The sequence below is a fragment of the Leifsonia sp. fls2-241-R2A-40a genome, assembly GCF_030209575.1.
Classification (GTDB): Bacteria; Actinomycetota; Actinomycetes; order Actinomycetales; family Microbacteriaceae; genus Leifsonia.
The window spans coordinates 3,680,222-3,705,959 of sequence record NZ_JARVRS010000001.1 but is presented as its reverse complement, the minus strand read 5'-3'; the positions used below and the strand labels follow the sequence as shown (position 1 = coordinate 3,705,959).

The window sequence follows — 25,738 nt, the reverse complement described above, 5'->3', positions numbered from 1 at the left end:
ATCCGCTCTAGGCGGGAGGGAGATCAGGCGGCGGTGCGGTGCGAGACGACCGGGAACTCGCCGGTCACCGGCTTCCGCAGGTCCGTCCACTGGGTGATCGGAGCGGGCTCCCAGCCGAACGCGGCAGGCTCGAGCTCCGCCTCGGGGACGGTCTCGGTCACAGCGGTCGACGGTTCGTCGGCGAGCGCAGAGGCCGTCGGCTGCTCTTCGCCGCTGACAGGGGCGTCGGCGACCGACGGGGCGAGGTGCTGCGGCTCGGAGAGCGCTTCTCCCGCCTCGAGGCGGCGACGCGCCTCGGCGAGGGCAGCGGCGATCCCGACCGAGACCGACTGCGCGAGGATCGAGTGGAAGATGGTGTCGGTGTCGTCGTGTGCGCGGCGGATGACCGTCCACTCGCCGTTCACGCCGATCAGCTCCGCCACCTTGGTGTGCACGAGCTCGAGGATCTGGGCGTCCGTCAATTGAGGGACTGGAGCCGCCGGAACTACGGCGGCGTGCCGCCTACGACCAAACATCGCGCAACCCCTTCCAGGTTCACCTGAATACAAGTGTCCTGGACGGATACGCAACGAACCTGCTGGACACGCCGAGAGATTCGGCGGAAATCAGCGGGTCAACGGCCCTTTCGGGCTCCGACGGGGTTGGATTCGCGCTCGGACGCCTCCCGCGACTCCTGGATGACCGCTCCGACGGCCAGCGCGAGCGAGATCCCGGCGTTGATCCACATGAGGGGCACGCGCCAGTCGCGGACGCCGTTCCTCGATGACTGGACCGTGGTCCACAGGCCGAACGCCGCGCTGATGATCGCGCCGTTGAAGAGGTACTTGCGCATCCTGTTCCTTTCGATGTCGCCCCGTAGCGTACGCTTCCAAAGTCCGGACCGGGAGGAGGAGGATGCGCACCGCAATCGTCGGCGCCGTGCTCCTCGTGCTCGGTGGGATCGCCGTGGCGACGGGCCTGCTGCCCGCCTCGGAGGCGGTCGAGCTGTGGGACCGTGTCTGGCCCATCCTGCTGTTCGTCGTGGCCATCACCGTCGTGACGGAACTCGCGGCCGAGGCCGGCGTGTTCACCGTGCTGGCGCAGCAGACCGCGCGCTGGGGCCGCGGCCGCGCGTGGGTGCTGTGGCTGCTCGTCGTGGTCGTCGCCGCCCTCAGCACGATCTTCCTGTCCCTCGACACCACCGCGGTGCTGCTCACGCCCGTGGTGATCGTGATGGCGCGGCACGCCGGCCTGAATCCGCTGCCCTTCGCGCTGACGACCGTGTGGATGGCGAACGCGGGCTCCCTGCTGCTGCCGGTCTCGAACCTGACCAACCTGCTGGCCCAGCACGCGATGGGCGATCCGTCTCCCGCCGCGTTCGCGTCCCTCATGCTCGCTCCCGCGCTGGTCGCGATGATCGTCCCGATGGTGGTCGTGTTCCTGATCGCCCGGCGTTCGCTGCTCGTCCGGTACGAGACGGGCGAGGAGGACGGCATCGAGGACCCGGTGCTGTTCTGGGTGTCGGGCGCGGTCGTGGTGGCGCTCATCCCGCTCCTCGTCTCCGGGCTGCCGGTGTGGCTGCCGACGACCATCGCCGCCGTAGCGCTCGGCGTTGTGTTCCTGTTCCGCAAGCGCGGGGTGCTGCGGTTCGGCCTGCTGCCCTGGCAGCTGGTGCTCCTCGCGTCCGGCTTGTTCCTCTTCATCGAGGCGCTGCACGCCGTCGGCCTGGGCGTGCTCATGGCCACGATCTCCGGCTCGGGGGAGTCGCCGCTGGCACTGCTCCGGCTTTCGCTGACCGGCCTCGTTGGCGCGAACGCGATCGACAACCTTCCGGCGTACCTGGCGCTCGAGCCGGTGGCGAACAGCCCCGCCCGTCTGGCGGCGCTGCTGATCGGCGTGAACGCCGGGCCGCTGATCACGCCGTGGGCGTCGCTCGCGACCCTCCTCTGGCACCAGCGGCTGACGTCCTTCGACGTGGAGATCCGCTGGAGCCGCTACATGCTCCTGGGGCTGATCGTCGCGCCCGTCACGGTGGTGCTCGCCACGCTCGCGCTCGCCGCGACCACCTAGTTGGCGCAACACGCCGCCCGGCGGGGTGCCGTGACGGCGTGTTGTGACAACTGGATGCGGCGGTGACGGGCCCGGCGGCTACTCGGCGGGGAGCAGTTGCGCGGCATTGACGACGCGGCGGCGGGCGACCGCGATCAGCGCGAGCGCGAAGCCGAACGCCGCCCACAGGAGCAGCCCGCCCAGTCCGCGCCAGGCATCCGCCGACCCGTCGATCGCGCCCTGCATCGCCGTGATCGCGGGAGCGGTCGGCAGCCACGGCACGGCCGCCCCGAAGAATCCGGGCGCGGTCGACACGATCCCGGAGGCGAGGGTCACCACCACGACGAGCATCGACAGGAATCGTCCGACGCCCCCGAGCAACGCGACCAGGCCGTGGTTGACGGCGGCGAAGGCGACGCCCGAGGCGGCCGCGAGAGCGGCGAAGCCGAACCACTGGCCGACGTCGAGCGAGAGGGCCCGCGTCATGATGCCGGCGACCAAGACGCCCTGGACCACGCCGAGCGCGGCGGCCGGGAGGAATCCGTCCAGGGCGATCCGGCCGGCGGCCCGGGAGGTCAGCAGCGCGCGCCGCGAGAGGGCCTGCAGCACCAGGAAGGTCGCCAACGCGCCGAGCCACAAGGCCACCGAGGCGAAGAGCGGGATGCTGGACGTGCCGAACGCCGTCTCGCCGGCGGTCTTCTGGGTGACGGGCTGGGCGGCGACGTCCGCGAGGCTGGTCCGCTCTCCGCTGTCGTAGCTCGGCAGTTGCTTGACCGCGGTGTGGAGACCGGTCGCGAGCGAAGCCGCGCCCGCTGCGGACTGGTCGGCGCCCGAGGCGAGGGCGGGGATGCCGTCGCTCAGCTGCTGCACTCCGGCGGCGAACTGCTGTGCGCCGTCCGCCGACTGGGAGGCCCCGGACGCCAGCTGCGATGCGCCGGACGCCGACTGCGCCACACCGCCGGACAGCTGGGATGCGCCTCCCGCCGACTGCGCGATGCCGTCGACCAGCGCCGGCATCCCGGCGGCCAGCTGCGACGTGCCGCCGGCGACCGTGGACGCCAAGCCTGTGAGGCTGGGCTGTCCACCCTGCCCCGTGGTCATGCCCGCGCGCGTCGCGGCGATGCCCTGGCACGTCGGATCCGCGGCCGTGTGCAGCGCGACGCACTGCGTGTACAGGCCGCCGAGGCCGTCGGCCGTCTTCTGCACGCCGGTCGACACCCCGGCCGACCCGGCCGCGAGCTGTTGCGTCTGAGCAGGGAGCGAGGAGGTGTTCTGCTGCAGCGTCTGCAGACCACCGGCGAGAGAGGATGCGCCGCCCGACAGCTGCCCGAGTCCGTCGGACAGCTGCGACGTGCCGTCCGAGAGCTGGGAGACTCCGCCGGCGAGCGAGGAGGCGCCGGTCGCGAGCTGGGCGGCTCCGTCGGCGAGCTGATGGGTCCCGCCCGCGAGCTTCGTCAGGCCGCCGGACAGGCCGTCCGCTCCGGTCGCGGCCTTTCCGAGCTGTTCGCCGAGCGTATTGAACCCGACATAGACGTTCGCGATGTACGTCGACGTCAGCTGCTTGTTGAGGACGGACGTCGCGGTGCTCGTCACGGCCTGGCTGATGGCCGGATCCACCAGCTTCGACTGCCGGCTCGTGCGCACATCGATCGTCGCCTGCGTCGCGTCCGCTGCGGCTCCGGCGGTCGAGGTGGCGGCCTTCGAGAAGTTCTCAGGGATGGTGACCACGGCCACGTACTCCCCGGAGGCGATGCCCTTGTCGGCATCCTTCTTGTCGGTCAGCACCCAGTCGAAGTTGTCGTTCTTGGTGTCGAGGAGGCCACCGGCCAGCTGCCGGCCGAGCGGGACGGTCTGCCCGTTCACCTTCACCGGCTGGTCGAGGTTGACCACGGCCGCCTTGACGTCGCCGAGGCGCTCGGTCGGGTTCCACAGCGCCCAGACGAGCAGGCCGCCGATCACGATGGGGACGAGAAGGATCCCGACGACGGTCAGCCACGTGACCCGCTTGTCGGAGCGCATCCGCTCCAGCGAGAACAGGGAACCCGGGCGGCGCAGGGGAGAGCGGGGGATGGTCATCGGGCGTCGGCCTTCTCACGGTGGGCGCCGTGGTCGGCGCGTTCGATGTCGGTGAAGTCGGGTGTGGTGCGTGGATGCGAGGCCGCGTCGAGGTCGACGGCGGTCGGCTCCGCTCCGTCGGGGAGCAGGTCGTCGAGCGCCGACGGCTCCACGCAGCTGACGACGAGGGCGAACGGTCGTTCCTCCACCCGGGCACGGGTGAGAGCGGCGGCGAGTTCGCCGCGGATGCGGCGGCGCTCGCCGGGGTCGGTGACCGAGTCGACGCTGTCCAGGGCGAGCAGCTGCGGGCGGCTGGCGAGGGCGAGCCGGATGTCGTCCACGGGCGTTTCGGCCGCATCCAACCGGACCAGGGAGGTGCGGGAACGCACCGCCGCTCCGCGCGTCGGGAGCACGAACCCGGCGACCTTGACCGTCCCGGCGTCCACCCGCGTGTGCCCGGTGACCGCCATCAGGACGGCGAGCGCCGCCGTGCGGTCGCCGCCGTGCACGACGAGCACTTCGCCGTCACCGAGCCGGAATGAGACGTCGCCGACCAGGCGCCGTCTGCGTGCGCTCACGCCCAGCCCGTCGGCCGCCGCAACGATCCCGGCGCCGGCCTCCGGCCAGTCTGCGAGCTCGAGCTCCTTCTGCAGGCCGTCGCCCTCCACGTCGAACGAGGGGAGGATGCGGTCGAGCCATCGCGGCATCCACCAGGCCTTGTCGCCGAGCAGTTGCAGCACCGCGGGCACGAGGGTCATGCGCACGATGAAGGCGTCGACGAAGACGCCGACCGCGAGTCCGAGGGCGATGGGCTTGATCGACGCGTCCCCCTCCGGGACGAAGGCGGCGAACACCGAGATCATGATGATCGCCGCAGCCGTCACGACCTTCGCCGAGCTGACGAACCCGCTCTGGATGGCACGGCGGGCGTTCCCGCCGTGGACATAGTCCTCGCGGATGCGGCTGACCAGGAACACCTCGTAGTCCATCGCCAGGCCGAACAGCACGCCCATCAGGATGATCGGCATGAACGAGATGATCGGTCCCGTCTTGTCGACGTGCAGCGCATCCGACAGCCAGCCCCATTCGAACACGACCGTCACCGCTCCGAAGGCGGCGCCGACCGACAGCAGGTAGCCGAGCGCGGCCTTGATCGGGACCGCGATCGACCGGAACACCATGGTCAGCAGGATCAGAGAGAGGCCGACCACGAGGACGCCGAACGGCAGCAGCGCGCCGCCCAGCCGGGTGGATACGTCGATCTGCGCCGCCGTGTTGCCAGTCACCTTGAGGTCGACGCCGTACTCGTCGAGGAAGTGCTGGTGCTTCGCCCGGATCTCGGAGACGAGCTCGGCGGTCTTGGCGTCATCCGGGCCGGTGGTGGGCACGACCTGGACGATGCCGGTGTCCGCCGTCGCGTTCGGGGTGGCGAGCGGCACGGAGGCCACGCCCGGGAGGTCGGCGATCTCGGCGCCGATCTTCTTCATGAGCCCGACCGGGTCGTTGCTGGAGATGATCGAGCCGGTCACGATCAGCGGGCCGTTGTAGCCGGGGCCGAAGTGGTCGGACACCAGGTCGTAGGCGACGCGCGCGGGGGCGCCTTCCGGCTGCGAACCGGCGTCGGGCAGGGCCAGGCGCAGTTGCAGCGCCGGAAGCGCGGCGATGCCGAGCGCGACGACGACCGCCACGACCGTCACGATCGGGAAGCGGATGACCGCGCGGACCCAGCCGCGGAAGAAGCCCGGCGGGATCTCTGCGGTCGCGGCGTGCGCGATCGACGGTGAGGATGCGGGTGCCGGTGTGGGCGCGGGGTCGAGCGACTCGGCCTGCACTGCCGGCGCGCCCTCCGTCGCCTGCGAGCTCTTCGCGCCCTTCGCGGCCCGCGCCGCCTTGCGACGCCCCGGCGTCAGCCGGGCCCCGGCGAACCCGAGCAGCGCAGGCGTCAGCGTCAGCGCCACGAGCACCGCCACCGCCACCGCCACCGAGGCGGCGAGCCCCATGGTCGTCAGGAAGGGGATGTTCGCCACGGCGAGCCCGGCCAGCGCGATGATCACGGTGATCCCCGCGAACAGCACCGCGGAGCCGGCGGTCGCCACCGCGCGTGCCGTCGATTCCTCCGGGGGAACGCCCGCCTTCAGCTGCGCCTGATGCCGGGAGATGATGAACAGCGAGTAGTCGATCCCGACCGCGAGCCCGAGCATGAGCGCCAGCATCGGCGTGGTCGACGAGATCGATCCGAACAGCGTCGCGATGAAGATCAGGCACATCGAGATCGCGACGCCCAGGATCGCGGTGAGCAGTGGCATCCCCGCGGCCAGGAACGACCCGAACGTCAGGATCAGGACGACCAGCGCGACTCCGACGCCGATCAGCTCGATGAGCGACAGGGTGGGCAGGTTCTGCGAGAACAGCTGACCGCCGACGGCCGACTGAGAGCCCTCGGGCAGCTGTTTCGCGAGGTCCGCGCCAGCCTCCTTGAGCGCCGTCTTGGTGTCGGCGGTCACGGTGGTCATCTGACCCTTCAGCTGCACCGTGACGATCGCCGCCGAGCGATCGTCCGAGATGAGGTTCTTGACCTGAGCCGAGTAGGGGGAGCTGACGCCGGAGACACCGTCGATGTCCTTGATCGCAGCGACCGCATCCTCGACCGGCTGCTTGATGGCCGTGTCGTCGACCGTCTGCCCGTCGGGCGCGACGACCACGATCTGGGCGCTGGTCCCGCTGACCTGGGGGAAGGTCCGGCTCAGCGTGTCGAGCGCCTCCTGCGACTCGGTGCCCGGGATGCTGAAGCTGTTGTCGGTGCCCTGGTTGAAGAGCAGTGCGCCGCCACCGAGCAGGGCGAGGATGGCGATCCAGATGATGACGACCAGCCTGCGGGCGCGAAAGGCCCACCGGCCGATCGAATACAGAAGCGAGGACACGCGTTCTCCCGTGGGTGAGTACCGAAAGCGATGGTGGATGTTCGATACACCGTTGTATCCATGCATGACCGTATCCGATACACTTCTGTATCGAAAGTTGGATTCAGGAAGGTTTCAGCTTGGACAGCACGACTCTCAGTGACGACGTGACGACGGACCAGCGCGAGGAGGCGCCGGCCGAGTCAGCGCGCCGCCAGCGCACGCGCGCCCGCCTCCTGGACGCCGCGTTCGACGTGTTCGCCGAACACGGCGTGCGCGCCGCCAGCGTCGAGACCATTGCGGAGGCGGCGGGCTTCACGCGTGGTGCGTTCTACTCCAACTTCTCCAGCAAGGAGGAGCTGTTCTTCGCGCTCATGGAGCGCGAGAAGACAATGCGGCTGGAGCAGCTGAACTCGGGCGTCGCGCAATTCCTCGCGCCCCTGGTGAGCGACGGCGTCCCTGACCTCGGCGACCAGGACGTCCTGCAGACGATCACGCGCATCCTCGAACTGCAGACCGACGATCGGCGCTGGTGGCTCGTGCAGGCGGAGTTCCAGCTCATGGCGCTGCGTGACCACTCCATCGCCGCCGATTACCTCCGCTACCAAGACGAGTTCTTCTCCGACCTCACCGAGATCGTCGTCGAGGCGCTCACCAGCGCCGGCCGCCGCTTCACGATCAAGGCGGAGGAGGCGGTGCGCGTCATCGCCGAGCTCTGCGCGAGCGAGGAGGCCCGCGCCGTGCTCGCGGGGGACGAGCGCACGTTCCCGGAGCGTCTCTCCGAGTCGGTGCCGGCCATCCTGCTTGCCTTGACCGAGCGCGTTTGAGCGTTCGCCAAGCGTCGACCACTACTGTCTGAGGGATGCGACCCGAAGCATCCCCGAACCCGCGCGCTCGCCGAACCCGGCGCGCGCTCGGTGCTGCCGGCGTGCTCGCGTCGGCCGCCCTCCTCGCCCTGCTGACCGCCTGTTCCGGCGCCCCGACCAGCGCCGAGACTCCGCGCGCCGCATCCACCGCCGCTCCCGCGCCGACGGCGACCCCGGATCCGTTCCCCACGGAGCCCGTCACCGCATCGACCCGCTACGTCGCCCTCGGCGACTCGTTCGCGGCGGGCCTCGGGGGAGGCGACGAGCAGGGCAAATGCAGGCTCAGCCCCAACAGCTACCCGTCGACGTTCGCCCGCAAGACCGGCGTCGACCTGGTCGTCAACGCCGCGTGCGCCGGAGCGACCACCTCCGACCTCCTGAAGCACCAGCTGATCGCGCTCGACGACCGGACGGATCTCGTCACGCTCAGCATCGGCGGCAACGACCTCGGCGTCGCCGCCATCGCGGGCGACTGCGCTGCCGGCAAGGCGACCGCCTGCCGGAACGAGGTCACCGCCGCGCTGTCGCTGCTCAACGTGCTGCCCGATCGCCTCGACACGGTCTACAGCGCAGTCGCGCAGGCTGCCCCGAACGCACGGATCGTCGTGACCGGCTACGCCCCCCTCTACGACGCGTCCGACCCCAGCGCCCCCGACTTCCAGACGGCGGCGGCGATCAACGCGGCGACGCTCGGACTCAACGAGGTCATCCGCCAGGCGGTCGAGGAGCAGCGGGACGCCGGCAAGCCGATGATGTACCTGCCCGTCGCCTTCGCCGGGCATGCGATCGGCGATCGCAGACCGTGGCTCAACACGACGGGCGCCGACGTCTTCCACCCGACCGCGGAGGGATACGCCGAGTACGCGAGCCGACTCATCCAGCTGCTCGGGAAGGGGCACTAGCCCGGCTCGCCCGCTCGGGCGATCCCTCGGTGCGGACCGGGAGGGGGCTTGGAGGACGCTGGTACCCTGGCTGGTGTCCACCGCGACCCCTCGAGGGAGTTGACCCACCATCACCACGACGCCTGACTCGACGACGACGAACGCGACCGACGACGACACAGAAACCTACGACCTGGTCATCGTGTCCAACCGGCTACCCGTGGACCGGGTGCTGGACGACGACGGCAATGCCGACTGGCGGCCGTCTCCCGGCGGCCTCGTTGCGGCGCTGGAGCCGGTCATGCGGGCCGAGGACGGCATCTGGGTCGGCTGGGCCGGAGTCGCGGGCGAGGACATCGAGCCCTTCGAGGCCGGCGGGATCAACATCCTGCCCGTCCCGCTCTCCGACCAGGAGCTGCAGGAGTACTACGAGGGCTTCTCCAACGACACCCTGTGGCCGCTGTACCACGACGTCATCGCGCAGCCGAGCTATCACCGCGAGTGGTGGGAGACGTACGTCAAGGTCAACCGCCGGTTCGCGCGGGCTGCGGCGTCCGTGTCCGCCCCGGGGGCGGTCGTCTGGGTGCACGACTACCAGCTGCAGCTCGTCCCCGCCATGTTGCGGGACCTGCGACCGGACCTGGTGATCGGCTTCTTCAACCACATCCCGTTCCCGCCGTACGGCATCTACTCGCAGCTGCCGTGGCGCCGCCAGATCATCGACGGACTGCTCGGGGCCGACGTCATCGGCTTCCAGCGCGTCGCCGACGCGGGCAACTTCTCCCGCGCCGTCCGCCGTCTGAAGGGCTACGAGACGCGCGGCCCGATCATCGAGGTGCCGATCGACACCGACGACCCGGAGGCCGGTTCGCACCGCCACGTCACCACCGACCGCCGCGGCGGCCTGGTGCGCACGGTGCTCGCGCGGGCGTTCCCGATCTCGATCGACGCCAACCAGTACCAGGAGCTCGCCCGGCGCCCGGAGATCCAGGCGCGAGCCCGCGAGATCCGCGAAGAGCTCGGGAACCCCGAGAAGATCATGCTCGGCGTCGACCGGCTCGACTACACCAAGGGCATCGGCCACCGCCTCGCGGCGTTCGGCGAGCTCCTCGCGGAAGACCGGCTGAAGGCCGAGGACGTCACGCTCGTCCAGGTCGCGAGCCCGAGCCGCGAGCGCGTCGAGACCTACCGCCAGCTGCGCGACGAAATCGAGCTGACCGTCGGCCGCATCAACGGCGACTACTCCACCCTCGGGCACACCGCGATCGCCTACCTCCACCACGGCTACCCGCGCGAGGAGATGGTGGCGCTGTACCTGGCCGCCGACGTGATGCTGGTGACCGCACTGCGCGACGGCATGAACCTGGTGGCCAAGGAGTACGTGGCGACGCGCGTGGATGAGGACGGCGTGCTCGTGCTCAGCGAGTTCGCCGGCGCCTCCGACGAGCTCCGCCAGGCGCTGCTCATCAACCCGCACGACATCGAGGGCCTCAAGGACGCCGTGATGCAGGCGCTCGCGATGCCCAAGCGCGACCGCACCCGCCGGATGCGTGCGCTCCGCAAGAAGGTGCTCACCAACGACGTGGCGCGCTGGTCGGCCTCCTTCCTCGACGCCCTGACGCGCCGCGCGCACGGCGACCACCCGCTGCAGGATTCGCCGGTCAACCGGCGCTGACGCGCATCCTGCTGTCCTCCTCCCTCTGAAAGACCCATGACAGACACCGCTTCGCACCGCCCGCCCGCCTCCGCCGTCGCCCTCGCCTCCGCGCTGCAGGAGCTCGCGCGGACCGACCGGCTGCTGCTCGCCCTCGACTTCGACGGCACGCTTGCGCCCTTCGTCGACGTCCCTCGCGGAGCCCGCGCGCTCCCGGAGTCGAAGGCGGCGCTCGACCGGCTGGAGCACCTGCCGGACACCTGGGTCGCGTACGTGTCCGGACGGCCGCTGTCGAGCCTCGAGACCGTGACCGAGGCCGACGAGGATGCGCTGCTCATCGGCTCCCACGGGGTCGAGATCCGCTTCGGGCGCGACGGCGTCTCGCTCGACCTCACGGCGGAGGAGCAGAACACGCTCGCCCGGCTCGGGGAGGCGCTGCAGGCGCTCGTCGACAGCGTCCCGGGGACCAAGCTCGAGATCAAGCCCGTGGGGTTCGGCGTGCACTACCGGCAGGTGGCGGAGGAGCGCGGCGACGAGGTGCGCGCCCGCGCCCGCGAGGCCGCCGCGGCGGTGAGCCCGGACCTGACCATCCGCGATGGCAAGGACATCATCGAGTTCTCGGTGCGCGAGGCGCACAAGGGCGACGGCGTCGAGCGGCTGCGCGAGTACACGAAGGCGACCGCCGTGCTGTTCGCGGGCGACGACGTGACCGACGAGGACGGCTTCTCCGTGCTGCGCCCCGCGCAGGGCGACGTCGGCATCAAGGTGGGAGAAGGCGAGACGGCGGCACAGTACCGCGTCGCCGACGAGCGCGCCATCGCCACCCTGCTGGGCCTGCTGGCCCAGGCGCGCGAGGCGCACCTGAAGTCGTCCACAGACTGACCACCTCCGGGGCTCTCCACGAGTGCCTGACACATGGTCCGAGCGGCATTCGAGACGTCCTAGAGTTGACCTATGCCAGAAGTCGATTGGAAGCCGCGTTCGCGCGTCGTCACGGACGGGATCGAAGCCACCACCAGCCGCGGTATGCTCCGCGCGGTCGGCATGGGTGACGAAGACTGGGAGAAGCCGCAGATCGGCATCGCCAGCTCGTGGAACGAGATCACCCCCTGCAACCTCTCGCTCGACCGTCTCGCGCAGGGGGCGAAGGAGGGCGTGCACTCCGGGGGCGGCTATCCGCTCCAGTTCGGCACCATCTCCGTCTCCGACGGCATCTCGATGGGCCACGAGGGCATGCACTTCTCTCTCGTGTCGCGCGAGGTCATCGCCGACTCGGTCGAGACGGTCATGATGGCCGAGCGCCTCGACGGCACCGTCCTGCTCGCCGGGTGCGACAAGTCGCTCCCCGGCATGCTGATGGCAGCGGCCCGGCTCGATCTCTCCGCTGTGTTCCTCTACGCCGGATCCATCGCGCCCGGATGGGTGAAGCTCTCCGACGGCACGGAGAAGGACGTCACGATCATCGACTCCTTCGAGGCGGTCGGTGCGTGCAAGGCCGGCAAGATGAGCGAGGAAGACCTCAAGCGCATCGAGTGCGCCATCGCCCCGGGCGAGGGCGCCTGCGGCGGCATGTACACCGCGAACACGATGGCCTCCGTCGCCGAGGCGCTGGGCATGAGCCTCCCGGGCTCCGCCGCGCCGCCCTCGGCCGACCGTCGCCGCGACTACTACGCGCACCGCTCCGGCGAGGCCGTGGTGAACCTGCTCAAGAAGGGCATCACCGCGCGCGACATCCTGACCAAGAAGGCGTTCGAGAACGCCATCGCCGTCGCCATGGCGTTCGGTGGCTCGACCAACGTCGTGCTCCACCTGCTGGCGATCGCGCACGAGGCGGAGGTCGACCTCACCATCGACGACTTCAACCGCATCGGCGACAAGGTGCCGCACATCGGCGACCTCAAGCCCTTCGGCAAGTACGTGATGAACGACGTCGACCGCCACGGCGGCGTGCCCGTCGTGATGAAGGCCCTGCTCGATGCGGGCCTCCTGCACGGCGACTGCCTGACCGTGACCGGCAAGACGGTGGCCGAGAACCTGGCCGAGATCAACCCGCCCGCGCCGGACGGCGAGGTCATGCGGTCGCTCGACAACCCCATCCACCCCACGGGCGGGATCACCATCCTCAAGGGTTCGCTGGCTCCGGACGGCGCGGTCGTCAAGACGGCCGGCTTCGACGCCGAAGTCTTCGAGGGCCCCGCCCGCGTCTTCGAGCGCGAGCGCGAGGCGATGGATGCGCTGACCGAAGGGCGCATCTACGCCGGCGATGTCGTCATCATCCGGTACGAGGGCCCGAAGGGCGGCCCCGGGATGCGCGAGATGCTCGCCATCACGGCTGCTATCAAGGGCGCAGGCCTCGGCAAGGATGTACTACTATTGACGGACGGACGATTCTCAGGCGGCACAACCGGCCTGTGCATCGGCCACATAGCACCCGAAGCGGTGGACGCAGGTCCCATCGCCTTCGTGCGCGATGGTGATCTGATACGGGTCGATATCGCGGCTCGCTCCCTCGACCTACTTGTCGACGAGTCAGAGCTGACCGCCCGCCGTGAAGGCTGGGCGCCTCTTCCTCCGCGCTATACCCGTGGCGTTCTCGCGAAGTTCTCCAAACTCGTGCGCTCCGCAGCAGAAGGAGCGGTCACGGGCTGAGCTCGCGCCGGCACCAGAAACCACCACCGTACGTAAGGACTGAAACAGGCATGTCCACGGATGCAACCCCCAGCAGTGTGTTGCCGTCCGCGGCGCCCAGCAGAGCGGCGTCGCCCGAGAATCTGACCGGCTCGCAGTCGGTCGTCCGCACCCTCGAGCTTCTCGGCGTCACCGACGTCTTCGGGCTCCCCGGCGGTGCCATCCTCCCCATCTACGACGCGATCATGGACTCCACCCGGATCCGTCACATCCTCGTCCGCCACGAGCAGGGCGGCGGCCACGCCGCCGAAGGCTACGCGGTCGCGGGCAACAAGGTCGGCGTCGCCATGGCGACCTCCGGCCCGGGGGCGACCAACCTCGTCACCGCGATCATGGACGCGCACATGGACTCGGTCCCGGTCGTGTTCATCACCGGACAGGTGTTCTCCACCCTCATGGGCACGGACGCGTTCCAGGAGGCTGACATCGTCGGCATCACGATGCCGATCACGAAGCACTCCTTCCTCGTGAAGAGCGTCGAAGACATCCCCTCGACGATCGCGGCGGCGTACCACATCGCCGGCACCGGCCGTCCGGGGCCGGTGCTCGTCGACATCACGAAGGACGCGCAGCAGAACACGGCGCCGTTCGTGTGGCCGCCGAAGGTCGACCTTCCCGGGTACCGCCCGATCACCAAGGCGCACGGCAAGCAGGTGCTCGCAGCGGCCCAGCTGCTCGCGGAGGCCAAGAAGCCGGTCCTCTACGTGGGCGGCGGCGTGATCCGGGCGCGGGCCTCGCAGGAGCTCCTCGAGCTCGCCGAGACCACGGGTGCTCCCGTCGTCACCACGCTGACCGCGCGCGGCGCCTTCCCCGACACCCACAAGCAGCACCTCGGCATGCCCGGCATGCACGGCACGGTGCCCGCGGTGCTGTCGCTGCAGGAGGCCGATCTGATCATCTCGCTCGGTGCGCGGTTCGACGACCGCGTGACCGGGAACACCTCCCTGTTCGCGCCCAACGCGAAGATCGTGCACGTCGACGTCGACCCCGCCGAGATCTCTAAGATCCGCATCGCCGATGTCCCCATCGTCGGCGATGCCAAGGACGTCATCGTCGATCTGACCGCCGCCTACCAGGACGCATCGCGCGCGACCGCGCCCGACACCATCGAGTGGTGGACGTACCTGAACGGGCTTCGCGAGGAGTTCCCGCTCGGCTACACGCCGACCACCGACGGCCTGCTGGCGCCGCAGTACGTGATCCAGCGGATCGGCGAGCTGACCGGTCCGGAGGGCGTGTACGCCGCCGGCGTCGGCCAGCACCAGATGTGGGCCGCCCAGTTCATCAAGTACGAGCGTCCGAACTCGTGGCTCAACTCCGGCGGCGCCGGAACGATGGGCTATGCGGTTCCCGCGGCGATGGGTGCGAAAGTGTCGCAGCCGGACCGCGTGGTGTGGGCGATCGACGGCGACGGCTGCTTCCAGATGACCAATCAGGAGCTCGCCACCTGCACGATCAACAACATCCCGATCAAGGTGGCGATCATCAACAACTCGTCGCTCGGGATGGTGCGCCAGTGGCAGACGCTGTTCTACGACGGCCGCTACTCCAACACCGACCTGAACACGGGGCACGACACCGTCCGCGTCCCGGACTTCGTGAAGCTGGCCGAGGCGTACGGCGCTCTCGGCATCCGCGTCACGAAGGAGGAAGAGGTGGATGCGGCGATCAAGCTCGCGCTCGAGACCAACGACCGCCCGGTCGTCATCGACTTCGTGGTGAGCGCTGACGCGATGGTGTGGCCGATGGTCCCGCAGGGCGTCAGCAACAGCTACGTCCAATACGCCCGCGACCACAGCCCGTCGTTCGGAGGGGAGTGACCATGAGCACGCACGTTCTGAGCCTCCTCGTCGAGGACAAACCCGGTCTGCTGACTCGTGTGGCGGGGCTGTTCGCCCGCCGCGGGTTCAACATCCACTCGCTGGCGGTGGGGACGAGCGAGGTCGACGGACTCTCGCGCATCACCGTCGTCGTCGACGTGGAGGAGCTCCCGCTCGAGCAGGTGACCAAGCAGCTCAACAAGCTGATCAACGTCATCAAGATCGTCGAGCTGGATGCGGCCCAGTCGGTGCAGCGCGAGCACCTGCTCATCAAGGTGCGCGTCGACAACTCCACCCGCTCGCAGGTGCTGGAGGCGGTCAACCTCTTCCGTGCCCGCGTCGTCGACGTCGCCACCGATGCGCTCGTGATCGAGGTCACCGGCGACAGCGGCAAGACCCAGGCGCTGCTCAAGGTGCTCGAACCGTACGGGATCAAGGAGATGGCCCAGTCCGGGCTGCTCGCGATCGGCCGTGGCTCGAAGTCCATCACCGAGCGCGTCTTCAAGAACTGACCCGCCTCCGGGCGGCGCACGAACTCACTCTGAACCGAAACCAGCAAGGAGAACCACGAAGTGGCTGAGATCTACTACGACAACGACGCCGACCTCTCGATCATCCAGGGCAAGAAGGTCGCCGTCATCGGTTACGGCTCGCAGGGGCACGCGCACGCGCAGAACCTCCGCGACTCGGGCGTCGAGGTCGTCATCGGCCTCAAGGAGGGCTCGAAGTCGAAGCCGAAGGCCGAGGAGGCGGGCTTCCGCGTCCTGAGCGCGGCCGACGCGGCCGCCTGGGCCGACGTCATCGTCATCCTCGCGCCGGACCAGGTGCAGCGTCACCTGTACTCCGACGACATCAAGGACAACCTGCAGGAGGGCAACGCCCTCGTCTTCGGCCACGGGTTCAACATCCGCTTCGGCTACATCGAGGCGCCCGAGGGCGTCGACGTGATCATGGTCGCGCCGAAGGGCCCGGGCCACACCGTGCGCCGCGAGTACGAGGCGGGTCGCGGCGTTCCCGTGATCGTCGCCGTCGAGAAGGACGCGTCGGGCAACGCTTGGCCGCTCGTCCTCTCGTACGCGAAGGCGATCGGCGGTCTCCGCGCCGGCGGCATCAAGACCACCTTCACCGAGGAGACCGAGACCGACCTGTTCGGTGAGCAGGCCGTCCTCTGCGGCGGCGTCTCGCAGCTCGTCCAGTACGGTTTCGAGACCCTGACCGAGGCCGGCTACCAGCCGCAGGTCGCCTACTTCGAGGTGCTGCACGAGCTCAAGCTCATCGTCGACCTGATGTGGGAGGGCGGCATCGCCAAGCAGCGCTGGAGCGTCTCCGACACGGCCGAGTACGGCGACTACGTCTCCGGCCCGCGGGTCATCGACCCGCACGTCAAGGAGAACATGAAGGCCGTGCTGTCCGACATCCAGGACGGCACCTTCGCAAAGCGCTTCATCGCGGACCAGGACGCCGGCGCGCCGGAGTTCCTCGCACTCCGCGAGAAGGGCGAGCAGCACCCCATCGAGGCCACCGGCCGCGAGCTGCGCAAGCTCTTCGCCTGGAACGCCTCGAACGACGACGACTACGTCGACGGCGAGGTCGCGCGCTGACCTCGGTCCGCATCGCGCACTAGTCTCGGGGTGCCGCACGCGTCGCGTGCGGCACCCCTTTCCGCGTCAGGAGCCGCATGGGCATCGCCGTCGAGATCGCCGTCCAGGACGTCACCGGTGTGCGCGTCGCCCTCGCCGAGGGCGCCGACCGGGTCGAGCTCTGCAGCGCGCTCGGCATGGGCGGTCTCACCCCCTCGGCCGCGCTCCTCCGGGCGGCGGTCGCGGAAGCGCGGTCCGCGGGCCGGAACGCATACGTGCACGTCCTGGTGCGGCCTCGCGGAGGCGGTTTCGTCTACGACGCCGACGAGCTGCGGACGACGCTGGGGGATGTGCGGTTCGCCCGCGAGACGGGAGCAGCCGGGGTGGTGATCGGCGCACTCACCGAGGCGGGCGCGGTCGATGGCGACGCGGTGCGCAGCATCGTCGCCGAGGCCGGGCCGCTCGAGGTCACCTTCCACCGCGCCATCGACATCGCGACCGACCCTGTGGGCCTGGCCGAAGAGCTCGCTGCGCTCGGCGTGACCCGGGTGCTGACCTCCGGCGGGGCGGCTCGCAGCATCGACGGGGTCGCTGGGCTGCGGTCCCTCGTCGAGCGCCTCCACGGCCGCCTGCAGATCATGGCGGGCGGGGGAGTGCGGGCCGACGACATCCAGGCTCTGTCGCGCACCGGAATCGACGCCGTGCACCTCTCCGCCCGCGACACGGTGCTCGGCGCGCCCAGCGGCCCCGGCGGAGGCGACGCTGCCTACGACATCACCGACCCGTCGGCGGTCCGCGCGGCCGTCGTAGCGGTCGCGAGGGTGCGCTGACCCGCGTCGGTCACAACGCGCAGAAGACGCAGAGCGCGATCAGCACGATCTGGAGAACCAGACGCGGCACGAGCGGTGTGGCGAACGCGCCGAACCGGTCCGTCTTCCCGGCGGCGTAGGCGTTCGCCGGGAACACGGCCACCAGGAACACCGCCAGGCAGATCGCCGCAGCCACCCGCGTCGCCGGTATCAGCAGCCCGATACCGCCCGCGAGTTCGCACAGGCCGGTGACCGCGACCAGCACGGCCGGCGGTGCGAGGCGCAGCGCCGGCGGGATCATCGCCGCCATCCCGCGCGAAGGTCCGGGGACGAAGTGCAGAGCACCCATCCCGACGAACACCACCGCGAGCAGGATGCGCACGATCAGCTGGGCGATCTCGAAAAGCGTCACCAGCCCATCCTCTCCCGAGACTGTCCACAGCCGTCGTAACGCAGCGAAAGGCGCGCGTGACCGCCCGCTAGAGTTAACCCGTTCCGCGCCCCATCGACCGTGGCGCACCTTCCCAAGCCAGCCCTCGCACCTCGAAGGAACTGCCACGTGACAAAGCCGGTCGTCCTGATCGCCGAAGAACTCTCGCCCGCCACCGTCGACGCCCTCGGGCCGGACTTCGAGGTCCGATCGGTGGACGGCACCGACCGGCCGGCGCTGCTCTCCGCTGTCGCCGACGCGGACGCCATCCTGGTGCGCTCCGCGACCAAGGTCGACGCCGAGGTGATCGCCGCCGCACCCGTCCTCAAGGTCATCGCGCGCGCCGGCGTGGGGCTCGACAACGTCGACATCAAGTCCGCGACCAACGCGGGCGTCATGGTCGTCAACGCGCCGACCTCCAACATCATCTCGGCCGCCGAGCTCACCGTCGGCCACATCCTGAGCCTCGCCCGCCACATCCCGGCGGCGCACGGCGCGTTGGCGCAGGGTCAGTGGAAGCGCTCGAAGTACACCGGCGTCGAGCTGTACGAGAAGACGATCGGCATCATCGGCCTCGGCCGCATCGGCGCGCTCATCACCGCGCGTCTCCAGGCGTTCGGCACGAACGTGATCGCCTACGACCCGTACGTGACGAGCGCCCGGGCCCAGCAGCTCGGCGTACAGCTGGTGACCCTGGACGAACTGCTCGCGCAGGCCGACTTCGTCACCATCCACATGCCGAAGACGCCCGAGACCACCGGCATGATCTCCGACGACCAGCTGGCGCTGATGAAGAGCACGGCGTTCATCGTCAACGTCGCCCGCGGCGGCCTGATCGACGAGGATGCGCTGTACCGCGCCCTCACCACCGGCACGATCGCCGGCGCCGGCCTCGACGTGTTCGTGTCGGAGCCGCCCCAGGAGTCGCCGCTCCTCGAACTCCCCAACGTCGTCGTCACCCCGCACCTCGGCGCCTCGACCGACGAGGCCCAGGAGAAGGCCGGCGTCTCGGTCGCCCGTTCGGTGCGCCTGGCGCTCTCCGGCGAGCTGGTGCCGGATGCGGTCAACGTCGCCGGCGGTGTCATCGACCCGTACGTGCGCCCGGGCATCCCGCTGGTCGAGAAGCTCGGCCAGGTCTTCTCCGGCCTCGCCGGCAGCCCGGTCACGAGCGTCGACGTGGAGGTCCGCGGCGAGCTCGCCGACTACGACGTGAGCGTCCTGAAGCTCGCCGCCCTCAAGGGCATCTTCACCAACATCGTCAGTGAGACGGTGTCGTACGTGAACGCGCCGCTGCTTGCGGACCAGCGCGGTATCGAGGTGCGCCTCATCACCGACTCGGTCAGCGAGGAGTACCGCAACCTCATCACGCTGCGCGGCGCGCTGAGCGACGGATCGCAGATCTCGGTCTCCGGCACGCTGACCGGTCCCAAGCAGATCGAGAAGATCGTCGGCATCAACGGCTACGACGTCGAGGTCCCGGTCGCCGAGCACCTGGTGGTCATGGTCTATGACGACCGTCCCGGCATCGTCGCGGTCTACGGCCGCGAGTTCGGTGAGGCGGCGATCAACATCGCCGGCATGCAGATCGCCCGGACCTCGGCCGGCGGCAAGGCGCTCAGCGTGCTGACCGTCGACTCGCGCGTGCCCGACGGACTGCTCGAGAAGGTGCGCATCGCGATCGACGCCGACCTCATGCAGGAGATCGACATCACGGAGTCCTGACGCGACGCCGGGAAAAGAATTCTCTTCCCGGCTGTCGATTCCGGCGGTTGACTTGCGTCGTAGGGGTGTCGATATCCCTACGAACGCAAGGAGACACCATGTCCGACGAGTACGTCCTGCTCATCCGCGAGCCCAACTGGGACCCCGCAGCCATGACCGCCGAGGACTGGCAGGCCGGAATGGCCGGTCACGCGGCCTTCCAGGAGGCGGTCGCCGCCGCCGGCGAGCGCATCGTCGCAAGCAGCGCCCTCCAGGAGGCTGCGCGCGCCACCCGCATCACGCCCGGCGCCGACGGGCCGGTCTTCACCAGTGGTCCGTTCGGCGAGACGAGCGAGGCGATCACCGGTTTCTACAGCTTCACGGCGTCCACTCCCGAGCAGGCGCGCGAGCTGGCGGCGCTGTGCCCGACCCAGGGCACGATCGAGCTGTACCCGGTGCTGGTGCTGGATGCGGTGCGCTGAGTGACGGCGGTCGCGTGACCGCGGAGGCCGGCCGCCTCGCCCTCGAACGGGCGTGGCGCGACGAGTCGCCGCGCATCCTGGGCGCCGTCGCACGCACGACGGGCGACCTCCTGCTCGCAGAGGACGCGGTGCAGGAGGCGCTCGCGCGCGCCGTCGTCGAGGCCGACCGCGGGCGGGCGCCCGCCAATCCGGCGGCGTGGGTGACGACGGTCGCCCGGCGGATCGCGCTCGACGCGATGCGCCGGGAGCGGACGGCTGCGCTCGCGGCGCCCGCTCTCGCGGCGGAGACGGCCCGCGCGATGGAGGCCGCCCGGGCGGCGGAAGCCGCCGACGAGGGGGAGGAGGAGTTCGTGTTCACCGGGGACGAGCGGCTGGAGCTGATCCTGGTCGTCGCCCACCCGGACCTCTCTCCCGAGGCGCGGGTGGAGCTCGCGCTCCGCTTCGTCTGCGGGGTTCCGACCGCGGGCATCGCCGAGGTGTTCCTGGTCTCCGAGCCCACGATGGCGGCGCGGCTCACCCGGGCCAAGAAGCGCATCCACGACGCCCGGCTGCGGCTCGTGCTCGACGACCCCGCCGCGGTGGCCGCGCGCATGCCCGATGCGCTGACCACGATCTACCTGCTGTACACGGTGGGCCACCAGACGGTGGATGCGGCCCTGCGCCGGGACGCCATCGAGCTCGCCCGCGACGCCCACCGTGTCGCAGGCGAGGCCGAGAGCGCGGGGCTGCTGGCGCTGCTCCTGCTCACGGAGGCGCGGCAGCCGACGCGGCTGACCGAAGCGGACGAGTTCGCCACCCTCCGCGAGGCGGACCGACGGCGGTGGGATGTGGCGCTCATGGCCGAGGGCGAGGCGCTCGCGACGGTGGCTCTGGCGGGCGGCGGACGCTACGCGCTGCAGGCGGGCATCGCCGGCCTGCACGCTGTCGCGCCGACGTGGGAGGCGACGGACTGGCCCGCGATCGCGCGCCTCTACGAGGGCCTGGTGAGGCAGTGGCCGAGCCCGTCCGCGCGGTTGGGGAGGGCGGTCGCGCTCGGTCACAGCCCGGATGCGGGCCCCGAGGTCGCGCTGGCGGCGCTGGACGCCGATCCCGCGCTGACCTCCGGCGTGCTGGCGGCCGAGGCGTACGCCGCCCGGGCGGACCTGCTGCTCCTGGCGGGGAGGGACGAGGAGGCTGCGGAGGCGTTCCGGGCGGCGATCCGGAGCGCCCGGGACGACCGCACGGCCCGCTCGCTGGAGCGGCTGCTCGCCGAGGTCCGCTGACGCCGCCGTCGCGTGCCTGCCGCGCGACATTCGTGACGAACGGCGCGCATTCGTGACGAATCGTCGCGATTCGTGACGAATGGTCCGGGCGGTGGGGTGGTGGGCCGGCGGAGGCGGGACCGCTACCGGTCCGCCGCGATTCCGCGCACCAACGCGATCAGCTCGTCGACGTCGGTCTCGTCGCGCAGCACGGTGTTCGCAGCCGGCAGCAGCGCGGTGTTGTAGTACATCCCGTCGCCGATCAGCATGACCATGCGCGCCGCCAGCGGGTCGCCGACCGCCTCCTCCAGCACACCCAGCCAGAGCCGCTGGGCGTCGGCGAGGGCGTCGCGCGCCCGCGGGTCGGCGGCCTGCGCGAGCCGGGCGACGGCGACGACCGCCCGCTCGAAGCGGGAGTCGGTGGGGATGGACGTGCGCAGGAAGTAGTCGACCGGCCCCGCTTCGGCTGTGCGCATCCGCTCGACGTCTTCCGCCACCAGGGCGGCGAACCGGTCCAGCACGCCGGCGACCAGCGCCTCCTTGGAGGCGAAGTGGTACAGCAAGCCGCCCTTGGACACGCCGGCGCGGGCCGCCACCGCGTCGAGTGTGGCCGCGCGCTCGCTCTGCTCGGCCAGCAGCTCCTCGAACGCGTCGAGCACGCGATCGCGCGCAGAGCGGGACGAGGAGGGGGCGGTGGATGCGTCGCTCGGCATGACCACATGCTAGCCGGGGGAGCTTGCTACTGTACCGTCCAGACGGTACAGTAGTCGCATGTCCCTCACCGCCGGCACACGCCTGCCCGTCGCCGTCCCGCCCCGGGCCGGCCGTCGCGCGTGGGTGGCGCTCGCGGTGCTCATGCTCCCGACCCTGCTGGTCTCGGTCGACAACACGGTGCTGAGCTTCGCGCTCCCGTCGATCTCCGAAGCGCTGAAGCCCTCATCGACGGGGATGCTGTGGATCGTCGACGTCTACCCGCTCGTTCTCGCCGGGCTGCTTGTCGCGATGGGAAGCCTCGGCGACCGCATCGGCCGCCGGCGTCTCCTGCTGATCGGGGCCACCGGCTTCGCGGCGGTCTCCGTCGTCGCGGCCTTCGCGCCGACCGCCGAGCTCCTGATCGCATCGCGGGCCGCCCTCGGCGTCTTCGGCGCCATGCTCATGCCGTCGACGCTCTCCCTGCTGCGCAGCATCTTCGCCGACCGGGAGCAGCGCCGCCTGGCGATCGCGATCTGGGCGTCGGGCTTCGCGGCCGGTTCGGCCCTCGGCCCGATCGTGGGCGGCGTCCTGCTCGAGCACTTCTGGTGGGGCTCGGTGTTCCTCCTGGCCGTGCCCGTCCTCATCCCGCTGCTCGTGCTCGCGCCGTTGCTGGTGCGGGAGTCGCGCGACCCGGCTCCCGGGCCGGTCGACGTGCTCGGCATCGTGCTCTCGCTGCTCACCATGGCGCCGATCGTCTACGGCATCAAGGCGCTCGCGGTCGACGGCTTCTCGCTCGTCGCCGTCGTCGCGATCGCGGTCGGCGTGGGATGCGGTGCTCTGTTCGTCCGCCGTCAGCTGCGCCGTCCGGTTCCGATGCTCGACATGCGCCTGTTCACACGGCCGGCCTTCAGCGGCGCCGTGGTCGTGAACCTGCTGAGCGTGGTGTCCCTCGTCGGCTTCCTGTTCTTCGTGTCGCAGCACCTGCAGCTGGTCATCGGACTCACGCCGCTGCAGTCGGGGATGGTGCTCCTTCCGGGGCTGCTCACGATGATCGTCGCGGGGCTGGTCGTCGTGCCGATCGCGCGACGCATCCGGCCCGGTGTGGTGATCGCCGGCGGACTGACGCTGTCGGCGACGGGGTATCTGCTTGTCGCGCTGACCGGCGGCGGTGCGCCGTGGAGCGTGCTGCTCGCGGCCTTCGTCCTCCTCGGGGCGGGCATCGGGGCGGCCGAGACGGTCTCCAACGAGCTCGTGATCTCGACAGCGCCCGCGGCGAAGGCGGGAGCGGCGTCCGCCGTCTCCGAGACCGCGTACGAGCTAGGCGCCGTGCTGGGCACGGCCACGCTCGGAACGCTGATCACGGCGTCGTACCGCTCGGCGCTCGTCATCCCGAACGGTCTGACGGCCGCCCAGGCCGGCGCGGCGGGGGAGACCCTCGGCGGTGCGGTGACGGTCGCCCGCGGTCTGCCCGGTCCACTGGCCGAGCAGCTGCTCGCCTCGGCACGTTCGGCCTTCGACAGCGGCGTCGGCCTCACCGCGGTCATCGGCATCGCGCTGGTCGCGATCGCCGCCGTGGTCGCTCTGGTGACCCTCCGTCACGTCCGCTCCTGACGGCCCGCGATGTCGCGGGGCGGCGATAGGGTGGCACTACCGATTCCGCCCATCGATCAGCGCAGGAGTGCCATGTCCCGATCCGTCAAACTCGCCGTCATCCCCGGGGACGGAATCGGTCCCGATGTCATCGGCGAGGCGGTGAAGGTGCTCGATGCGGTGGTCGACGGCAGCGACCTGGCGTTCGAGAAGACGCACTTCTCGCTGGGCGCCGACCGCTACCTGGCGACCGGCGACGTGCTGACCGATGACGACCTGCAGGCGATCACCGCTCACGACGCCATCCTGCTCGGCGCCGTCGGAGGCCGGCCCGGCGACCCGCGACTGGCCGGCGCGAACATCGAGCGCGGCCTGCTGCTGAAGCTGCGGTTCTCGCTGGACCATTACGTGAACCTCCGCCCGACGACGCTCTTCCCCGGCATCGCCAGCCCGCTGGCGAACCCGGGCGACGTCGACTTCGTCGTCGTCCGCGAGGGCACGGAAGGCCCGTACGTCGGCAACGGCGGCGCGATCCGGCAGGGCACGGAGCATGAGATCGCCAACGAGGTCTCGGTGAACACCGCGTACGGCGTCGAGCGCGTCGTGCGTTTCGCCTTCGAGCAGGCCGAGCAGCGCCGCCGGAAACTGACACTGGTGCACAAGACGAACGTCCTCACCTTCGCCGGCGGCCTGTGGAAGCGGATCGTGGATGCGGTCGCGGCCGAACATCCCGAGGTCACCGTCGACTACCTCCACGTCGACGCCGCCACCATCTTCCTCGTCACGGATCCTGCTAGATTCGATGTGATCGTCACGGACAACCTCTTCGGCGACATCCTCACCGACCTCGCGGCCGCGATCAGCGGCGGCATCGGGCTGGCGGCCTCGGGCAACATCAACCCCGCCGGGGCCTTCCCGAGCATGTTCGAACCGGTTCACGGATCGGCTCCGGACATCGCCGGCCAGCAGAAGGCCGACCCCACCGCCGCGATCCTCTCCACGGCGCTCCTGCTCCGCCACCTCGGCGAGAAGGAGCTCGCCGAGCGTGTCGAGCAGGCGGTGACCGCCGACCTCGCCGCCCGCACGGGCGCGTCGCGAACAACCGCCGAGATCGGCGACGCGATCGCCGCACGAGTGGCGCAGAATTGAATCACCGTCGCGTAAAGGACCTGTCATGACCTCGACCAGCATCTCTCTCACCAGCGGACCGACCGAGACCTCGGGCCTGCTCTGGAACGTCTCCCGCAACGAGGCCGCGCGCGATGCGGCCGCCCGCGCGGAGATCCTCGCGGACCCGGGCTTCGGCAACTACTTCACCGACCACATGGTCGACATCTGCTGGTCGGCGAAGGGCGGGTGGCACCGGCCGCGCGTCTCGCCGTACGGACCCATCCAGCTGGAGCCGTCGGCCGCGGTGTTCCACTATGCGCAGGAGATCTTCGAGGGGCTGAAGGCCTACCGGCACGCGGACGGCTCGATCTGGGGCTTCCGCCCCGAGGCGAACGCCGCCCGCATGCAGCGCTCGGCGTACCGTCTTGCGCTTCCGGAGCTGCCGGTCGAGCACTTCCTCGACTCGATCAAGCAGCTCATCGCGGTGGACGGCGACTGGGTGCCGGATGCCGCAGAGACGAGCCTCTACCTCCGGCCGTTCATGTTCGCCAAGGAGGCGTTCCTCGGCGTCCGTCCGGCCAATAAGGTCGCGTACTATCTGATCGCCAGTCCGGCCGGGGCGTACTTCCCGAGCGGCGTGGCGCCGGTTTCGATCTGGCTGTCCGACCGCTGGTCGCGCGCAGGCAAGGGCGGAACGGGTGCCGCGAAGACCGGCGGCAACTACGCCTCCAGCCTGCTGCCGCAGTCGGAGGCATACGAGCACGGTTGCGCCCAGGTGCTCTTCCTCGACTCGGTCGAGGGCAAGTACCTCGAGGAGCTCGGCGGGATGAACGTGGTGCTCGTCTACAAGGACGGCACCCTGGTCACCCCGGAGTCCGACAGCATCCTCGAGGGCATCACGCTCGACTCGGTGCTGCAGCTGGCACGCGACCGCGGCCACAAGGTCGAGCGCCGCAAGGTGACGCTCGACGAGTGGCGCGACGGCGTGGAGTCCGGCGACATCGTCGAGGTCTTCGCCTGCGGCACGGCTGCGGTGATCACCCCGATCGGCGAGCTCAAGTCGGACACCTTCACGGTCGGCGACATCACGGCGCCTCCCGGCGAGCTGACCATGTCGCTGCGCCAGGAGCTGACCGACATCCAGTACGGCCGCGAGCGCGACCGTCACAACTGGATGTACCGCCTCGACGCGTAGGCCTTTCGCCGAGGT

General features: G+C 70.3%; 22 protein-coding genes. 16 read left to right on the top strand and 6 right to left on the bottom strand.

All coding sequences use genetic code 11. From position 1 onward, the window contains the following. Positions 1 to 23: 23 nt before the first annotated feature. A complete protein-coding gene (locus tag QRN40_RS18275) occupies positions 24 to 461 on the bottom strand; it encodes a hypothetical protein (RefSeq protein ID WP_285117367.1) in 438 nt (145 codons plus the stop codon). Between the two features lie 152 nt (positions 462 to 613). After that, positions 614 to 832: a hypothetical protein gene (locus QRN40_RS18270; protein ID WP_285117366.1), complete on the bottom strand. Its 219-nt coding sequence runs from the start codon at positions 830 to 832 to the stop codon at positions 614 to 616. Positions 833 to 894: 62 nt separating this feature from the next. Here QRN40_RS18270 and QRN40_RS18265 point away from each other — a divergent pair, with 62 nt between their 5' ends. Beyond that, on the top strand, positions 895 to 2,049 hold the full coding sequence (locus QRN40_RS18265; RefSeq protein WP_285117365.1) for an SLC13 family permease: 1,155 nt from the start codon (positions 895 to 897) through the stop codon (positions 2,047 to 2,049). Between the two features lie 78 nt (positions 2,050 to 2,127). On the opposite strand, the gene QRN40_RS18260 is transcribed toward QRN40_RS18265, so the two are convergent. Both QRN40_RS18260 and QRN40_RS18255 read right to left on the bottom strand, forming a co-directional pair. After that, complete coding sequence (locus QRN40_RS18260) at positions 2,128 to 4,104, bottom strand: YhgE/Pip domain-containing protein (protein ID WP_285117364.1); 1,977 nt, start codon at positions 4,102 to 4,104, stop codon at positions 2,128 to 2,130. After that, on the bottom strand, positions 4,101 to 7,004 hold the full coding sequence (locus tag QRN40_RS18255; RefSeq protein WP_285117363.1) for an MMPL family transporter: 2,904 nt from the start codon (positions 7,002 to 7,004) through the stop codon (positions 4,101 to 4,103). The genes QRN40_RS18260 and QRN40_RS18255 overlap by 4 nt, the downstream gene beginning before the upstream one ends. Before the next feature lie 119 nt (positions 7,005 to 7,123). On the opposite strand from QRN40_RS18255, the gene QRN40_RS18250 reads away from it, so the two are divergent. The 9 genes from QRN40_RS18250 (at position 7,124) to QRN40_RS18210 (ending at position 17,302) form a co-directional block, all read left to right on the top strand. Then, positions 7,124 to 7,810, top strand: coding sequence for a TetR/AcrR family transcriptional regulator (locus tag QRN40_RS18250; protein ID WP_285117362.1), 687 nt, complete (start codon positions 7,124 to 7,126; stop codon positions 7,808 to 7,810). 35 nt (positions 7,811 to 7,845) lie between these two features. Beyond that, positions 7,846 to 8,751, top strand: coding sequence for an SGNH/GDSL hydrolase family protein (locus QRN40_RS18245; RefSeq protein ID WP_285117361.1), 906 nt, complete (start codon positions 7,846 to 7,848; stop codon positions 8,749 to 8,751). Between the two features lie 181 nt (positions 8,752 to 8,932). Then, positions 8,933 to 10,405 (top strand): alpha,alpha-trehalose-phosphate synthase (UDP-forming), encoded by a 1,473-nt coding sequence (gene otsA / locus QRN40_RS18240; RefSeq protein WP_350224766.1) that lies wholly within the window; start codon positions 8,933 to 8,935, stop codon positions 10,403 to 10,405. 36 nt (positions 10,406 to 10,441) lie between these two features. Further along, positions 10,442 to 11,266, top strand: coding sequence for a trehalose-phosphatase (gene otsB, locus QRN40_RS18235; protein ID WP_285117360.1), 825 nt, complete (start codon positions 10,442 to 10,444; stop codon positions 11,264 to 11,266). Between the two features lie 72 nt (positions 11,267 to 11,338). After that, positions 11,339 to 13,033, top strand: coding sequence for a dihydroxy-acid dehydratase (gene ilvD / locus QRN40_RS18230; protein ID WP_285117359.1), 1,695 nt, complete (start codon positions 11,339 to 11,341; stop codon positions 13,031 to 13,033). Positions 13,034 to 13,083: 50 nt separating this feature from the next. Beyond that, entirely contained in the window at positions 13,084 to 14,892 is a 1,809-nt protein-coding gene (locus tag QRN40_RS18225) for an acetolactate synthase large subunit (RefSeq protein WP_285117358.1), read from the top strand. Positions 14,893 to 14,894: 2 nt separating this feature from the next. Further along, on the top strand, positions 14,895 to 15,404 hold the full coding sequence (gene ilvN / locus QRN40_RS18220) for an acetolactate synthase small subunit (RefSeq protein ID WP_285117357.1): 510 nt from the start codon (positions 14,895 to 14,897) through the stop codon (positions 15,402 to 15,404). Positions 15,405 to 15,464: 60 nt separating this feature from the next. Further along, complete coding sequence (ilvC, locus tag QRN40_RS18215) at positions 15,465 to 16,493, top strand: ketol-acid reductoisomerase (protein WP_285117356.1); 1,029 nt, start codon at positions 15,465 to 15,467, stop codon at positions 16,491 to 16,493. Positions 16,494 to 16,570: 77 nt separating this feature from the next. Beyond that, positions 16,571 to 17,302, top strand: coding sequence for a copper homeostasis protein CutC (locus tag QRN40_RS18210; RefSeq protein WP_285117355.1), 732 nt, complete (start codon positions 16,571 to 16,573; stop codon positions 17,300 to 17,302). Positions 17,303 to 17,312: 10 nt separating this feature from the next. Here QRN40_RS18210 and QRN40_RS18205 read toward each other — a convergent pair whose 3' ends face one another. Beyond that, positions 17,313 to 17,693 (bottom strand): DoxX family protein, encoded by a 381-nt coding sequence (locus QRN40_RS18205; RefSeq protein ID WP_285117354.1) that lies wholly within the window; start codon positions 17,691 to 17,693, stop codon positions 17,313 to 17,315. A gap of 147 nt (positions 17,694 to 17,840) precedes the next feature. Between QRN40_RS18205 and serA the strand changes: the two genes are divergently transcribed. The 3 genes from serA (at position 17,841) to QRN40_RS18190 (ending at position 21,156) form a co-directional block, all read left to right on the top strand. Then, on the top strand, positions 17,841 to 19,433 hold the full coding sequence (gene serA, locus QRN40_RS18200) for a phosphoglycerate dehydrogenase (RefSeq protein ID WP_285117353.1): 1,593 nt from the start codon (positions 17,841 to 17,843) through the stop codon (positions 19,431 to 19,433). Positions 19,434 to 19,531: 98 nt separating this feature from the next. Further along, positions 19,532 to 19,894, top strand: coding sequence for a YciI family protein (locus tag QRN40_RS18195; RefSeq protein ID WP_285117352.1), 363 nt, complete (start codon positions 19,532 to 19,534; stop codon positions 19,892 to 19,894). A gap of 14 nt (positions 19,895 to 19,908) precedes the next feature. Next, positions 19,909 to 21,156 carry an RNA polymerase sigma factor gene (locus tag QRN40_RS18190; protein ID WP_285117351.1) on the top strand — a complete coding sequence of 416 codons (1,248 nt, stop codon included), beginning with the start codon at positions 19,909 to 19,911 and terminating at the stop codon, positions 21,154 to 21,156. Between the two features lie 122 nt (positions 21,157 to 21,278). Here QRN40_RS18190 and QRN40_RS18185 read toward each other — a convergent pair whose 3' ends face one another. Beyond that, the gene (locus QRN40_RS18185; protein ID WP_285117350.1) at positions 21,279 to 21,848 is read right to left on the bottom strand and encodes a TetR/AcrR family transcriptional regulator; all 570 of its coding nucleotides are present in this window, start codon (positions 21,846 to 21,848) and stop codon (positions 21,279 to 21,281) included. 58 nt (positions 21,849 to 21,906) lie between these two features. Here QRN40_RS18185 and QRN40_RS18180 point away from each other — a divergent pair, with 58 nt between their 5' ends. From QRN40_RS18180 to QRN40_RS18170, 3 genes are all read left to right on the top strand, one after another. Further along, positions 21,907 to 23,439, top strand: coding sequence for an MFS transporter (locus tag QRN40_RS18180; RefSeq protein WP_285117349.1), 1,533 nt, complete (start codon positions 21,907 to 21,909; stop codon positions 23,437 to 23,439). A 72-nt stretch (positions 23,440 to 23,511) separates the two neighbouring features. Continuing rightward, positions 23,512 to 24,567, top strand: a complete 1,056-nt coding sequence (locus tag QRN40_RS18175) for a 3-isopropylmalate dehydrogenase (protein WP_285117348.1) — start codon at positions 23,512 to 23,514, stop codon at positions 24,565 to 24,567. 25 nt (positions 24,568 to 24,592) lie between these two features. Continuing rightward, a complete protein-coding gene (locus QRN40_RS18170) occupies positions 24,593 to 25,723 on the top strand; it encodes a branched-chain amino acid aminotransferase (RefSeq protein ID WP_285117347.1) in 1,131 nt (376 codons plus the stop codon). Positions 25,724 to 25,738 lie beyond the last annotated feature (15 nt).

Excerpts from the sequence above, each read along its gene's own strand:
- ilvD (WP_285117359.1), top strand. The coding sequence starts at position 11,339 with ATGCCAGAAGTCGATTGGAAGCCGCGTTCGCGCGTCGTCACGGACGGG.
- QRN40_RS18270 (WP_285117366.1), bottom strand. The coding sequence starts at position 832 with ATGCGCAAGTACCTCTTCAACGGCGCGATCATCAGCGCGGCGTTCGGC.
- QRN40_RS18245 (WP_285117361.1), top strand. The coding sequence starts at position 7,846 with ATGCGACCCGAAGCATCCCCGAACCCGCGCGCTCGCCGAACCCGGCGC.
- QRN40_RS18195 (WP_285117352.1), top strand. The coding sequence starts at position 19,532 with ATGTCCGACGAGTACGTCCTGCTCATCCGCGAGCCCAACTGGGACCCC.
- QRN40_RS18225 (WP_285117358.1), top strand. The coding sequence starts at position 13,084 with ATGTCCACGGATGCAACCCCCAGCAGTGTGTTGCCGTCCGCGGCGCCC.
- QRN40_RS18265 (WP_285117365.1), top strand. The coding sequence starts at position 895 with ATGCGCACCGCAATCGTCGGCGCCGTGCTCCTCGTGCTCGGTGGGATC.
- ilvN (WP_285117357.1), top strand. The coding sequence starts at position 14,895 with ATGAGCACGCACGTTCTGAGCCTCCTCGTCGAGGACAAACCCGGTCTG.
- QRN40_RS18180 (WP_285117349.1), top strand. The coding sequence starts at position 21,907 with ATGTCCCTCACCGCCGGCACACGCCTGCCCGTCGCCGTCCCGCCCCGG.
- QRN40_RS18210 (WP_285117355.1), top strand. The coding sequence starts at position 16,571 with ATGGGCATCGCCGTCGAGATCGCCGTCCAGGACGTCACCGGTGTGCGC.
- otsB (WP_285117360.1), top strand. The coding sequence starts at position 10,442 with ATGACAGACACCGCTTCGCACCGCCCGCCCGCCTCCGCCGTCGCCCTC.
- QRN40_RS18175 (WP_285117348.1), top strand. The coding sequence starts at position 23,512 with ATGTCCCGATCCGTCAAACTCGCCGTCATCCCCGGGGACGGAATCGGT.
- QRN40_RS18170 (WP_285117347.1), top strand. The coding sequence starts at position 24,593 with ATGACCTCGACCAGCATCTCTCTCACCAGCGGACCGACCGAGACCTCG.
- QRN40_RS18260 (WP_285117364.1), bottom strand. The coding sequence starts at position 4,104 with ATGACCATCCCCCGCTCTCCCCTGCGCCGCCCGGGTTCCCTGTTCTCG.
- QRN40_RS18185 (WP_285117350.1), bottom strand. The coding sequence starts at position 21,848 with ATGCCGAGCGACGCATCCACCGCCCCCTCCTCGTCCCGCTCTGCGCGC.